At 41.2% G+C, this 12,763-nt stretch carries 11 protein-coding genes; 6 read left to right on the top strand and 5 right to left on the bottom strand.

Annotation, left to right across the window (positions count from 1 at the left end; translation table 11 throughout):
* The first annotated feature begins 205 nt into the window (after positions 1 to 205).
* The 6 genes from ACOYVE_RS00255 to ACOYVE_RS00230 all read left to right on the top strand — a co-directional run bounded on the left by ACOYVE_RS00255 (position 206) and on the right by ACOYVE_RS00230 (position 4,666).
* On the top strand, positions 206 to 655 hold the full coding sequence (locus ACOYVE_RS00255) for an SRPBCC family protein (RefSeq protein ID WP_014856927.1): 450 nt from the start codon (positions 206 to 208) through the stop codon (positions 653 to 655).
* Complete coding sequence (locus ACOYVE_RS00250) at positions 655 to 975, top strand: YciI family protein (RefSeq protein WP_051015880.1); 321 nt, start codon at positions 655 to 657, stop codon at positions 973 to 975. The genes ACOYVE_RS00255 and ACOYVE_RS00250 overlap by 1 nt, the downstream gene beginning before the upstream one ends.
* Positions 976 to 1,105: 130 nt before the next feature.
* Positions 1,106 to 1,882: a hypothetical protein gene (locus tag ACOYVE_RS00245; RefSeq protein WP_014856929.1), complete on the top strand. Its 777-nt coding sequence runs from the start codon at positions 1,106 to 1,108 to the stop codon at positions 1,880 to 1,882.
* A 26-nt stretch (positions 1,883 to 1,908) separates the two neighbouring features.
* Positions 1,909 to 2,328, top strand: coding sequence for a large-conductance mechanosensitive channel protein MscL (gene mscL / locus ACOYVE_RS00240; RefSeq protein ID WP_014856930.1), 420 nt, complete (start codon positions 1,909 to 1,911; stop codon positions 2,326 to 2,328).
* An 81-nt stretch (positions 2,329 to 2,409) separates the two neighbouring features.
* Positions 2,410 to 2,991: a hypothetical protein gene (locus ACOYVE_RS00235; protein WP_014856931.1), complete on the top strand. Its 582-nt coding sequence runs from the start codon at positions 2,410 to 2,412 to the stop codon at positions 2,989 to 2,991.
* A gap of 13 nt (positions 2,992 to 3,004) precedes the next feature.
* Positions 3,005 to 4,666 (top strand): glutamine--tRNA ligase/YqeY domain fusion protein, encoded by a 1,662-nt coding sequence (locus ACOYVE_RS00230; RefSeq protein ID WP_014856932.1) that lies wholly within the window; start codon positions 3,005 to 3,007, stop codon positions 4,664 to 4,666.
* A gap of 51 nt (positions 4,667 to 4,717) precedes the next feature.
* On the opposite strand, the gene gltX is transcribed toward ACOYVE_RS00230, so the two are convergent.
* The 5 genes from gltX to tig form a co-directional block, all read right to left on the bottom strand.
* Complete coding sequence (gene gltX, locus ACOYVE_RS00225; protein ID WP_014856933.1) at positions 4,718 to 6,166, bottom strand: glutamate--tRNA ligase; 1,449 nt, start codon at positions 6,164 to 6,166, stop codon at positions 4,718 to 4,720.
* 31 nt (positions 6,167 to 6,197) lie between these two features.
* Positions 6,198 to 8,513, bottom strand: a complete 2,316-nt coding sequence (locus ACOYVE_RS00220) for a response regulator (RefSeq protein WP_014856934.1) — start codon at positions 8,511 to 8,513, stop codon at positions 6,198 to 6,200.
* Between the two features lie 70 nt (positions 8,514 to 8,583).
* Positions 8,584 to 10,725 (bottom strand): S9 family peptidase, encoded by a 2,142-nt coding sequence (locus ACOYVE_RS00215; protein ID WP_014856935.1) that lies wholly within the window; start codon positions 10,723 to 10,725, stop codon positions 8,584 to 8,586.
* A gap of 55 nt (positions 10,726 to 10,780) precedes the next feature.
* A complete protein-coding gene (gene clpP, locus ACOYVE_RS00210) occupies positions 10,781 to 11,449 on the bottom strand; it encodes an ATP-dependent Clp endopeptidase proteolytic subunit ClpP (RefSeq protein WP_014856936.1) in 669 nt (222 codons plus the stop codon).
* The gene (gene tig, locus ACOYVE_RS00205) at positions 11,439 to 12,749 is read right to left on the bottom strand and encodes a trigger factor (protein WP_014856937.1); all 1,311 of its coding nucleotides are present in this window, start codon (positions 12,747 to 12,749) and stop codon (positions 11,439 to 11,441) included. Before tig ends, clpP begins: the two co-directional genes overlap by 11 nt.
* Between the last annotated feature and the right edge of the window lie 14 nt (positions 12,750 to 12,763).

Genomic DNA, 12,763 nt, shown 5'->3' with positions numbered 1-12,763 from the left:
GCGATTTTCTGCAAACTCCACTCCGAAAAATCGATATAAAAAACTTCCTGAACAATTTGGCAATCTTGCAATTTGGTAATTTGGTAATCTTGCAATTTTGTAATTTGGTAATCTTGTAATTTGGCAATCTTGCAATTTGTCAATAAACAAATTTGGCAATTAACGAATTACTTTCATAGCTTGCTTCATAAAAACGGAGTAAGGTATGAAAAAAAGCGATAAACCGATTATTGTCGAACAGGTTTTTAATGCAAGCAGAACCGATGTATGGAATGCCCTTACGGATATTGACGAAATGAAAAAATGGTATTTCGAAAACATTCCCGCTTTTGAGCCCGTCAATGGTTTTAAAACTAGCTTTAACGTGATTAGCAATGGAAGAAATTTTTTGCATAAATGGGAAGTTACCGAAGTTATTCCCGAAGAACGTATTGCATACACTTGGCGGTTCGAGGGTTACGGCGGACTGTCGACGACGGATTTTTTTCTAAAAGAAGAAAACGGAGGCGTACGATTGATTCTTACAGTTACCGTACAGGAAGATTTCCAGGAAAATATCGAGGAATTCAAAAGAGAAAGCTGCATCGGCGGATGGAATTATTTTATTAACGAAAGACTCAAAAACTATTTGGAATCAATAATCAGAAAGGACTAATGATGTCCAGATTTATTTTGTTGTATATAGGCGACGGTAAGTCGGGCGATCCTGAAAAGGATTCGGATAATTATAATAAATATATGGAATGGCTCGGTAAGTTAAATAAGATATTAGTTAGCCCTGCGAATCCGTTAAAAGATAATACCATTGTTAAATCCGACAGGATAATTGAAAACGTTAGCGTAACCGGATTAAGCGGATATACAATTATTGAAGCGGCGAATATTAAAGAAGCCGCGGAAATTTCAAAAGGGTGTCCGTTTCTCGATTCAGGCGGAGTTATTGAAATTGCGGAATTGATTCAAATGAATCGGTAAATTAATTGGCATTGTAAGACTAATTTTATATCTTAAGACGCATTATCCAATTAATAGTCTTACTCAGGGCAGCCTCCACGAAGGCATTAATTACTCCTCATTAATAATAAATAAATTTAGGAGTTACGAGATGAAAAGGTATATCTATGTTTTAACTGTTATAATCTTATTAGCAGGCATTTCAGAGGGGCAAACAGTTAGAAAAGGTTTCAATTTCCTTTCAATAAGCGATTCAGCGGATACAATTGTTACAACCGTTTTTGCGTCGGGCGACGTTAAAGGTCTTGCCGCAGGAGAAAATAAAGAAGAGCTTGCCACCAACGGCGCATTGGGCGTTAGCATGGCTATCCGCGATATTTTAATTACCGCTTCCATAAACGTTGCTACAACAATGGATACTCTTAATAACACTTTTAGCAACATTATATTGAATCCTTCAAACGGAAGCGGACTTAGATCCGGATTGCTCGACTTTAGAAAGAAAAAAATATTCAATAATTTTAATCTTCACATGTATGCTACCGTTTCCACAAGCACATGGAAAATTGAAAATGAAATTAAAGACGTTACCGTGGGAGGAATTGGCGTTCTGATTGAAAGAGCCCTCATAAGCAATAATGAAGAAAATGAAGTTACGCTAAGCTATGAGCTGGGGCTTAGCGTTAGAACTTTAATGGGAGAACTGGCGTCGAACGAGGAGAAGAGACTTCGATTCTTAAATACTAAAAATTCTGTCTTCGGAGGTTTGGAAGGCGGTATGACTATAAGAGTAAATAATTTGATTGCGTCTCTTCAATTTTACTATTTTATCGGCGACCATGTTAACGGGGTAACCGGCGGACAGCTCGCTACAGGAATCAGCATAAGCACTAACCTCTTTAGTTTTAAGAGCAAATATGAAGACTAATACTAATTTGTAGGAGGGGCGCGACTATGAAAGTAATCGACGAATTCAAAAAATTTGCCATACGCGGCAATGTTATTGATATGGCAATCGGTATCATTATCGGAAGCGCATTCGGTAAAATAGTCAGCTCTTTTGTAAACGACGTCATAATGCCTCCTATAGGCTGGTTGATCGGCAATGTCGATTTTTCCGAACTTGCGCTCGTACTGAAAGATAAAACCGATACGGCCGACGCGGTAACAATTCGATACGGAGTATTCTTAAATACCGTAATCGATTTCCTGATAATTGCCTTTACGATATTCGTCGTGATTAAACAAATAAATCGACTAAGGAAGAAAGAGGAAGAACCGAAACCCGCGCCGACTACAAAAGAATGTCCGAAGTGTTTTACGTTAATTCCGATCAAGGCTTCGAGATGCCCGAACTGTACTTCCGAAATTTAGAAGCGTTTGCAATACGGTTTGATTATTGAGGAAGAATACCGTATTAATTTCTATATTTGTACTTAAATTTTTACGGTATTCATGGAACTCGATTTAATAACGGATATACATAAGTATTGCGATAACTGGTGCGACAGATGCATCTATTCCACCAGGTGCGAACTTTTCATCGAAACAATTTATAAGAACGAAAGAAAAAAAGCGGTTTTTAATCCCGAAGGGTTTTTTAATGTACTTCGGGATTTATTCGTTCAGGCTTATGATTCTTTCGAAATTTATCGCCCGGATAGTTCGGGTATTGAAGAACTTTCTGAACTTTACGGCGCGGAAAGCAACAACTGGCTGGAAAAAAACGAATTATTTCTTAAGGACAATAATAAAAATACGGATATAACCGACGCATTGGACGTAATTCGTTATTATCAGTATTTTATTTCATTAAAAGTAAAAAAATCGTTTGAGAGCGATATCGATGAGAAGTTAATTCAGCTTAAACTTGCCGAAGTTGCCGCTTCGAGGTCGATTTCCGCATGGTATATTATTTTTAAGGAAACAGGCTCCGAAGACATCGGAAAAATAATAGGCATTCTAAAGTCTATATTAATATTAGTTGACGAATCTAATCCTGAACTGAAATCGTTTTACAGACCATATTTTGATTAAAACCGGGGATGTTATGGAAAATGAAAAACCAAAAAATTTTATTTATGAGATAATCGACGAAGATATACGTACAAATAAATGGGGAGGTCGCGTTCATACGAGGTTCCCTCCCGAGCCGAACGGTTATCTTCATATCGGCCACGCCAAATCGATATGCCTTAATTACGGAATCGCCCGCGATTATAACGGCAAATTCAATCTCCGCTTTGACGATACAAACCCGGAAAAAGAAGAAACCGAATACGTCGAATCGATTATCGAAGACGTCAAATGGCTCGGCGCCGATTTCGAAGACAGGATTTTTTACGCCTCGGATTATTTCGAACAGATGTATCAATACGCCGTCGAGTTGATCAAAAAAGGGAAGGCGTACGTTTGCGATCTGTCCGCTGAAGAAATTCGTAAAACCAGAGGCACATTAACCGAACCGGGCGTCGAAAGTCCGTATCGTAACAGGACCGTGGAAGAAAATCTCGACTTGTTCGAAAGAATGAGAAAAGGCGAATTCCCGACCGGCTCGAAGACTTTGAGAGCTAAAATCGATATGGCTTCGCCGAATCTGAATTTGCGCGACCCTGTAATGTACCGGATACTTCACGCAGAACATCACAGGCAGGGCAATAAATGGTGTATCTATCCCACTTACGACTGGGCGCACGGTTTGGAAGATTCGATCGAAGGAATTACGCATTCAATCTGTACGTTGGAATTCGAAAACCACAGACCTCTTTACGACTGGTTCCTCGACGAATTAAATATTTATCATCCTCAGCAAATCGAATTTGCGCGTTTGAATTTGAGCTATACCGTAATGAGCAAAAGGCGTCTGCTTCAATTGGTAAAAGACGGATACGTTGACGGATGGGACGACCCGCGTATGCCTACGATTTCAGGTTTGAGAAGACGCGGCTTTACTCCCGAATCCCTTTGGAATTTTGCCGAACTCGTCGGCGTGGCAAAACGCGACGCAATGACAGACATAGCCCTGCTCGAATTTGCCATACGCGACGACCTGAATAAACGCGCCAACCGAGCTATGGCCGTTCTCGACCCGGTTAAAGTCGTACTTGTTAATTACGAGGGGGAAGAAGAAGTCGAGGCTGTCAACAATCCCGAAGATCCCTCCGCCGGAACGAGGAAAATTAAATTTACCAAAGAACTTTACATCGACAGAGCCGATTTCATGGAAGATCCTCCCAAAGGGTTCAGAAGATTGATTCCCGGCGGAGAAGTGAGATTGAGATACGCTTATATAATCAAATGCGAAGAAGTAATTAAAGACGACAATGGTAATATAATCGAGTTAAGATGCACATACGACCCCGATACGAAAAGCGGCTCGGGCGCCAGCAATAAAAAAGTTAAAGGCACTATCCATTGGGTCTCGGCAAAATACGCCGCTGAAGCGGAAGTAAGATTATACGACAGGCTCTTTACAATCGAAGACCCGGCGGCTGAAAAAAATTGGCTCGACTATATTAATCCCGTTTCGCTCAAAGTAATCGAAAACGCTTACATCGAACCTTCTTTGAAAGATTCGAAACCGGGAGAAATATTCCAGTTCGAACGCCAGGGATATTTCTGCGTCGATTCCAAATATTCCACTCCGGAAAAACTTGTGTTCAACAGAACCGTCACGTTAAAAGACAGCTGGGCTAAAAAGAAAGGTCAATGACAAATTGAAGCATGAAACCGGGCAAACCTCAAACGAGGATTGCCCGGCATTTTATTTCAGAATTTCGAGAGCGCGGTTAATTCTTTTAATCGTTTCTTCTTTTCCGATGATAAACAATATGTCGTAAATTCCGGGTCCTGCGCTCATTCCGGATACTGCTAACCGGAGAGGGTGAATTAATTTACCCGCGCCGATTCCCAATTCCGAAGCCGTTTCTTTGAGGGCTTTTTCGTAATCTTCTTTGGAAGGATTTTCGAGCGCGGAAAATTTATCGCGCAATTTCGTCATATATCCTGGCGTTTCGGATTTCCAGTTCTTCTCTACGGCTTTTTCTTCGTAAGATGACGGCGCCTCGAAGAAGTAGGGAGATTTTGTTATAAACTCATACGCAAAGGAGACGCGTTCTTTCATCGCTCGAATAACCGACAGAAGATACTCGTCGGTATAATTCGCATTCGCGTATTTGCTTTTGTTCATTTCGTCTTTAAGCATAAGCAACAGTTCGCTTTCGGGCTTTGCTCTCAGATGCTCCGCATTCAGCCAGTTCAATTTTTCGATGTCGAAAACAGCTCCCGATTTGTTGACGCGTTCCAGCGAAAATTTTTCGATTAATTCGTCGATGTAATAAAATTCCTTGTCGTCTCCAGCATTCCATCCGAGCAAGGCGACAAAGTTGATTAAAGCTTCTTTTAAATAACCTTTGGCTCTGTAATCTTCTACGGCTACGTCGCCCTGACGTTTACTAAGCTTGGAACGGTCGGGATTCAGTAATAGGGGAAGGTGCGCAAAAACAGGGAGATTCCATCCCAGGAAATTATAGAGCAAAACATGTTTGGGCGTGGAGGAGAGCCATTCTTCGCCTCGTATAACGTGGCTTATTTGCATTAAATAGTCGTCGACTACATTCGCCATGTGATAGGTTGGAAAGCCGTCGCTTTTGATTAGCACCTGGTCGTCGATATTGTCGGAATCGAATTCTACGGTTCCTCTTATTACGTCTTCGAATATTATTTTTTTCCCGGGTTCCACATTTAGTCGCACCACATGCGGAATATTTTCGCTCAGCTTCTTTTCGATTTCATCTTTGGAAAGTCGTAGACAATGCTTGTCGTATTTTGCCTGGGGCAACTTTTTTGCCATCTGTTCTTTACGCAGCTCCTCGAGGCGTTCGGGCGTACAAAAGCAGTAATAAGCATGACCTTTGGAAATCAATTCTTCGGCGTATTTTTTATAAATATCGAGCCGCTGCGACTGTAAATACGGACCGAAATCGCCTCCGGCGTCCGGACCTTCGTCGTAGTCGAGACCGCACCATTTGAGAGAATTTATCAAATTTTCGACGGCTCCTTCCACATACCGGTTCCGGTCGGTGTCTTCGATGCGCAGAATGAATTTGCCGTTGTTTTTGCGAGCAAATAAATAATTATACAATGCGGTTCTTAGACCTCCCACGTGTAAATATCCCGTAGGGCTCGGAGCGAATCGTACCCTGATATTCATGTCTTACCCCTAAATAAAATTGGCGATTAGATTAACTGTTCGTGTAGTATTTAATTTTGTCGATAAATTCTTTGCTGTCGATCGGTTTGGGAATATAATCTGTCGCGCCGGCTTCGAGGCATTTCTCTTTGTCGCCTTTCATTGCAAAAGCCGTCAAAGCGATTATCGGTACGTTCTTATATTCCGGCATCTGCCTTATTTTTTCCGTGGCTTCGAATCCGTTCATAATCGGCATTTGCATATCCATCAGAATCAAATCGAACTTTTCCTTTTTAGCCATATTGACGGCGTCTTCGCCGTTTTCGACAACGACTATATCTTCGAAGTTGTTTTTCTTCAGTAAACGCGTTACGATTATTTGTGAATGTTTGTAGTCTTCCGCCAGCAATATTTTCTTAACGCCTTTTTTGGTCAGCACTTCTTCTTCCGGCGGAGGAACTTCGTATTGGTTGATCATCTGGCGGATTGTATCTGCCAGGTCTTCGATGTTAGTCGATCTCTTTTCGAGCAAGTCGTCGAAAAGCCCTTCGATATTTTTGAGGTCTTCCTGATAGTTCTCTTTGCCCGTATAAATAATAATCGGAAGATGAGCGAATCTCGGTTCCGATTTAATCATTTTTATCAATTCGAAACCGTTCGGATGAGGCATATCGAGATCGATTATTGCCAGGTCGATATCCTTGTCTTTAATCAAATCCATAACATTAGCCGATACGTTTTCGGCTACCGGTTTGAAACCCGCCGATTCAATGGCTTGCTTAACGAGATTGAGCGTCGGCACGTCGTCGTCAACGCATAAAATATTAGAATCTTTTCTCAATTTATAACTTGTAAGAACTTCCACGAGATAGTTGTAGTTGATCGGTTTTACAAAATATTCCACTGCGCCCATCATAAAGGCTTTCTGTTGTTCGTGTTCGATAGAGCAGACAATTACGGGCACGTTTTTCGTTTTTTCGTGCTCGTGGATTTTGCGCAATAATTCGAGACCGTTTGTATTCGGCAGTTCGATATCCAAAATGACAGCCAGGAGCGATTCGGAGTTTATGAAGTCAAATGCCTCCTGTTCCGTACTGACAATTATCGGTTTATACCCCCATTTGTTCAAATAGTTGCTCAACAACTTGGAGGTAGCATAGTCGTCCTCAATTACCAGAACTTTGTTTTCCGTATCGGGTTTGGGAAGACCGCTCAATGTTTTGTCGATATCAGACATTATTGCTCCATCGATTGTTATTTTGAATATAAGTTGATCGTTAAAGTGAACAACGCTTATATCTCCGTTAAGAAGATTGAGATATTTTTTTGCTAAATATAAGCTTAATCCCGTTAAGTTGGAATTCTTAATTTCATTTATTTTTTTAATTACAAAAGGTTTGAAGAAATTCTTGATTATATCGACAGGTATACCGACCGCGTCGCTGGCGGTTAATGTCATTTCGATTCCGCCAGATTCCCGGTTGCTTCCTTTGACTGTAAAATTGCCGGAGGTCGAAAGGAGGGAAGCCGTATAGATCAAATTGCTGAATACGTATCTCAATTTGAACTCGTCGGATTTTATAGTTCCGTCGATTTTCAGGTCGACGTCGAATTTGAATTTGTTGTTGGAACGGTGACGGAATAATTTGATTAAGTCTTCCAATACCTGCGTAACTTCGACGTCTTTTTTATTTACCGAAAAATCGCCCGATAGTATTCTTGTCGATTCTTTCAAGTCGTTCAAATAGAGAAGAATGCTCTGAGCCGAACGCCTTATGGGAGAAAAATTCTCCGGTTTCAATCCGGAGTCCGATTTCTCGGATAATAGAGTTACGCTGCCGATAATGGTATTTGTAATATTTCTTATGTCGTCCGAAAAATTATTGATCAATTCGTATATTTCCGCGCTCGGCTGGTTGAATTTGTGAACCGGCGTTCTGAGGGATAACAGACGACTTATTAAAGCCGACGCCGATTCAATGTTCAGCTTATCGTTCTTGTCGATGGGGGATTTTTTTGAAATCGAGACGACGAATCGATTTCCCGCGTTGTCGGTCGCCATCAAGCAAGCGTTGAATTTCGAAGTGTCCGTAGGAATTCCGCAGTTACTGTCGAAATTGAGCGTATTAATGAGATTGTTGTTTATTACCCGGCAATTCGTACACGAAAAATCTCCGCCGCCTTCCAGAGTTACGTTGTCGGATTTACCGATTAGCTTGAGATTGGTTTTGTCCGAAAGACTAAACAGTGAAACCGAATGAAGATTAAAATTACGCACTAGAAATCGGCATATTTCGTTGTAAAAAGACTCGTCGCCCGAAATTGCAAATTCAATCAATTCGTTAATACCGTTGATAAGCTGATTCATCTATACTGTCCGAAAAGTTTTAATAAAAATAATAAAATTATATTTTAGGAACATCCCGGCTAGAGTTCCTCTATAAATTATCGACGAAATAATCTGTAATTTTAGTATAAAGGTGAAGAGCGTCTCTTCCTCTTACGCCGTGCTCGTGTTTGACATACGGGAAATAATCGAGCGGTTTATTCAAATGCATTGCCTTTTCGGCAAAGAGCAGAGTATGTTGCCATACGACTACGGGATCGAATGTGCCGTGAACAAGGAGTAATTTCCCTTTCAGGTTATCAACGTAATTCAGAAGCGACGACTCTTTATAGCCTTCGGGATTCGATTCCGGAGTATCCATATATCTCTCGGTGTACATTACTTCGTAGAGACTCCAGTCGATAACCGCGCCGCCGCCTACTCCCGCTTTGAATTGATTGCCCGTCCTGAGCATCAAAGAAGCGGCCATAAATCCGCCGTAACTCCAACCGAATACTCCGAATCTGGAAGTATCGACATACGATAATTTTTTCAGATATTCCACGCCGCATAATTGGTCTTCAATTTCAACAGTTCCCAATCTTCTGAAAGTAGCTTGTTCGAATTCGAGTCCCCGGTTGTCGGAACCGCGATTGTCGAGCGTAAAAACAATATAACCTTTTTGAGCCATCATGTAGAACCAGATGAAATATCTGCCGTATCCGAATGAATTGGTAATCAACTGAGCATGCGGTCCGCCGTAGACATAGAAAATTACCGGATATTTTTTAGCGGGGTCGAAATCGGGAGGAAGAATCATACGGCAGTAGAGATCGATTCCTTCCTTGTTTTTTATGGTAAATACTTCCGTTTTGCCCAGATTGTATTCCGATAACGGATCGTCGGCTGTCAGCAGGTTTCTCAAAGTATTATTGTAATTGGCAAGAACTATTTTTCTCGGCGTATCGTAATTCGAGTAATTGTCGATAAAGAAGTCGCCGTCGTCGCTGCGGCGAACAGAGTGCGTGCCGGGTTCTTTGGTTATTTTTTCGAGTTTGTCGTTTTTTAATTCGAGGCGATAATAATGCCTTTCGAGCGGCGATTCCTTTGTGGCGGTGAAGAATAAATATTTGCCGTCTTTATCGAATCCGTCAAAGTCGGTTATAACCCATTCGCCTTTTGTCAATTGTTTGAGAAGATTGCCGTCTGTATCGTAAAGATAAGCGTGTTTGTAACCGTCGCGCTCGGATAACCAGACGAACTTATTCGGCGAACCCGGGATGAAATAAAGAGGCGTCTCCGGCTCCACGTATTTATCGTCCCTTTCTTCGAAGAGAGTCTTGACCGGTTCTCCTGAACTCACGTCATATTTAATTAGCTTAAGATGGTTTTGGTCTCTATTGAGATGAGCAATGAAAAAATTTTTTTGATCGGGCGACCACGTAAGCGAAGTAAGATACTGGTCTTTCGGTTCGCCTGTGTTTAACCAAGTAGTCGATTCGTCATCTATTTTATAGATTCCGACTGTTACGTGATGGCTCGCCTGTCCCGCCATCGGGTATTTTATATTCTTTATGCGCGCCGGTTTAGATGAGATGTCGAGCAGCGGATAGTCTGAAACCATAGTTTGGTCCATTCGATAGAAAGCTATGAAATCCGAGTTCGGCGACCAGAAAATACCGCCGTTAATACCGAATTCGTTTCTGTGGACCGACTGTCCGCATATTATATTGCTGTCCGGCTCGTTCGTAACGGCTTTAAATTCTTTGCCGTCGAGACTAACATATAAATTGTTCTTGATAGTAAAAGCCAGATACCGGTTATTGGGAGCCACAGTTAAGTTTTCGGCTTCTTCCGGGGCTCTGTTGATTACCTCGGCGGTGTTTGCTTCTACGTTTACGCGTATTAATTTATTGTCGTAAATAAAGTTGAATTCGTTTTCGTCGATCCAGGAAATTGGCGGTAAGTAGTTAATCTTATCGTAACCTTTTTCTGAAAGAAGGGCGTTTATTTTGTCCAAAGAGGAAAGCGTATCGTATTTTTCGGAATCGACCGAGCCTGCGAGAATAAATTTATCTTTGACAAACGAGAAATCGTGACTTGCGGGAATCCATTGAAGCTGGCTCAGGTTCTCCGGCATCAATTTGGAATACGCATTGATTATAACGTCCTCGACGGTAAAGTTTTTCTTTTGCGAGAAAATGAATGCCGGCGCTAAAAGAAAACAAATTACGATTAATTTAAAGCGGGACATAGACACCTCATTAATATTTGAATAATAAAAAAGGGGGGTTATAAACCCCCTTTTTTTATTTTTTAGATTTATTGTCCGATGGATTAACACGGTGAGTCAGGATATTGTCAATCAGGTTGTATTCCTTAGCTTCTTCGGCGGTCATGAAATAGTCCCTGTCGCAGTCCTTGGCAATCTGTTCGTACGATTTACCCGTATGCTCGGCAAGTATTTTGTAAATAGTGTCGCGTGTTTTGATCATTTCTTTAGCGTGAATTTCGATGTCTGTGGTTTGTCCCTGCAAACCTCCGACCCACGGTTGATGAATCATAATTTTGGAATGGGGAAGCGCCGAACGTTTTCCGGCTTCGCCTCCTGCCAAAAGAACCGCTCCCATACTAGCCGCAAGACCGACGCATATTGTAGATACTTTCGAGCGGATATATTTCATAGTATCGTAAATTGCCAGTCCGGCAGAAACGCTGCCACCCGGCGAATTGATATAGAGATAGATGTCTTTATCCGGGTCTTCGGCTTCCAGGAATAATAACTGCGCAATTATAAGACTTGCGATATGATCGTCGATGGCTGTTCCCAAAAATACTATACGTTCTCTCAGAAGCCGCGAAAAGATGTCCATACCCCTTTCGCCGCGACCCGTCTGCTCGATTACATAAGGCACCAATTGATTGAAAATTTCGTGTTTTTTAATTGATTCGATATCGGTGAAAAAATCATTCTTCATTTTCTTTTTTCCCTTCTTCTTTTTTCTTCTTTTCTTCAGGATCAACTTCTTTGACTACCGCATTATCTTTCAGGAATTTAATTACTTTGTCTTCCAGCAGATAGTCGGCTCTGTTTGTATCTTTATAATACTTAACAAGTTTGTCGACGCTTATGCCCGTCTTTTCGGATTCTTCTTTGGCTAATTGTTCCAGCTCGGAATCTTCCACTTTTATGTTTTCTTTTTCGGCAATGTTAGTCATTATTATTTGCCACTTTGCCGTCCATTCGGCTCTTGGCTTAAGATATTCGGCAAGTTGTTTTTCGTCGACGTTTTTCTGACCGTAACGTCGGGCGTTTTCTTTTTCCATTTCAATAAAGCGTTTGTGCAGCGATTCAACCAATCCCGAAGGTGGAGTGAAATCGTTATTCTCCACAACTTTGTTTAAGAGAGAATTGGTAAAGATTTGTTCGGATTGATTATCGTAATATTTTTTGAAATTATCTCTCATCAACTCGCGCAATTCTTCGATGGTCGAAGCTTTATCGTTGGAGATTTTCTTGATTAATTCCTCGTTCAGTTCCGGCTTGACCAATTTCTCGATTTTTTTGATTTCGACTTCGTAGTTATATTCCTGGCGGTGAAGCTCCTCGCCGTGATAATGTTCGTCGACGAAACTGAAATCGAATTTATCGCCTGCTTTTTTGCCTTTGGCATTTTCGAAAATCTGAGGATTAACTTTTTCGTCGTTCAAATCGATAGTTACGTTTTCGCTTCTTTGATTCGGAACCGGATTTTTTGATTCGTCGAGTTGCTGAAGATCGACCGTTATTTTGTATTCTTTCGATTCAACCGTATCGGCTTCTTCATACTTATAATGGGGTTTCAGCAGATATTCGATTTCCTTCTCGATTTCTTCTTCTTTTACTTTGAACGCGGGTTTTTCGATTTCGAGCCCTTTATAGTCTTTAACGTCGACTTTGGGCATAATCTCGTACTGAATTTTGAAAGAAAGCTTTTCGCCGATATTAAAATCGATATCGGTAAGTTGAGGAGTGCTTATCGGTTGAAGCTTCTCCTGGTCTACGATATCCCAGAATTTTTTAGTGGCAATTTTTTCCGAAGCTTTGTATTCGATAGCTTCGCCGTAGAGTTTTTTTATAATCGAAAGGGGAGCTTTTCCCTTTCTGAAGCCGTCAATGGCAATATGTTTTCTTTCTTCTTCGTAAGCCTTTTCGATTTCGGGCTTAATTTCGTCGTAAGATAAATTTACTTCGAGTTCCTGTAACGAATCGGATAATTGATTTACTTTGAAGTCCAAATATACCTCTGATC

This window comes from Melioribacter sp., assembly GCF_049325435.1.
Lineage (GTDB): Bacteria > Bacteroidota > Ignavibacteria > Ignavibacteriales > Melioribacteraceae > Melioribacter > Melioribacter roseus.
This window is presented reverse-complemented; position numbering and strand designations above follow the sequence as displayed.

Excerpts from the sequence above, each read along its gene's own strand:
- ACOYVE_RS00235 (WP_014856931.1), top strand. The coding sequence starts at position 2,410 with ATGGAACTCGATTTAATAACGGATATACATAAGTATTGCGATAACTGG.
- gltX (WP_014856933.1), bottom strand. The coding sequence starts at position 6,166 with ATGAATATCAGGGTACGATTCGCTCCGAGCCCTACGGGATATTTACAC.
- ACOYVE_RS00245 (WP_014856929.1), top strand. The coding sequence starts at position 1,106 with ATGAAAAGGTATATCTATGTTTTAACTGTTATAATCTTATTAGCAGGC.
- mscL (WP_014856930.1), top strand. The coding sequence starts at position 1,909 with ATGAAAGTAATCGACGAATTCAAAAAATTTGCCATACGCGGCAATGTT.
- ACOYVE_RS00220 (WP_014856934.1), bottom strand. The coding sequence starts at position 8,513 with ATGAATCAGCTTATCAACGGTATTAACGAATTGATTGAATTTGCAATT.
- ACOYVE_RS00230 (WP_014856932.1), top strand. The coding sequence starts at position 3,005 with ATGGAAAATGAAAAACCAAAAAATTTTATTTATGAGATAATCGACGAA.
- ACOYVE_RS00250 (WP_051015880.1), top strand. The coding sequence starts at position 655 with ATGATGTCCAGATTTATTTTGTTGTATATAGGCGACGGTAAGTCGGGC.
- ACOYVE_RS00255 (WP_014856927.1), top strand. The coding sequence starts at position 206 with ATGAAAAAAAGCGATAAACCGATTATTGTCGAACAGGTTTTTAATGCA.
- clpP (WP_014856936.1), bottom strand. The coding sequence starts at position 11,449 with ATGAAGAATGATTTTTTCACCGATATCGAATCAATTAAAAAACACGAA.
- ACOYVE_RS00215 (WP_014856935.1), bottom strand. The coding sequence starts at position 10,725 with ATGTCCCGCTTTAAATTAATCGTAATTTGTTTTCTTTTAGCGCCGGCA.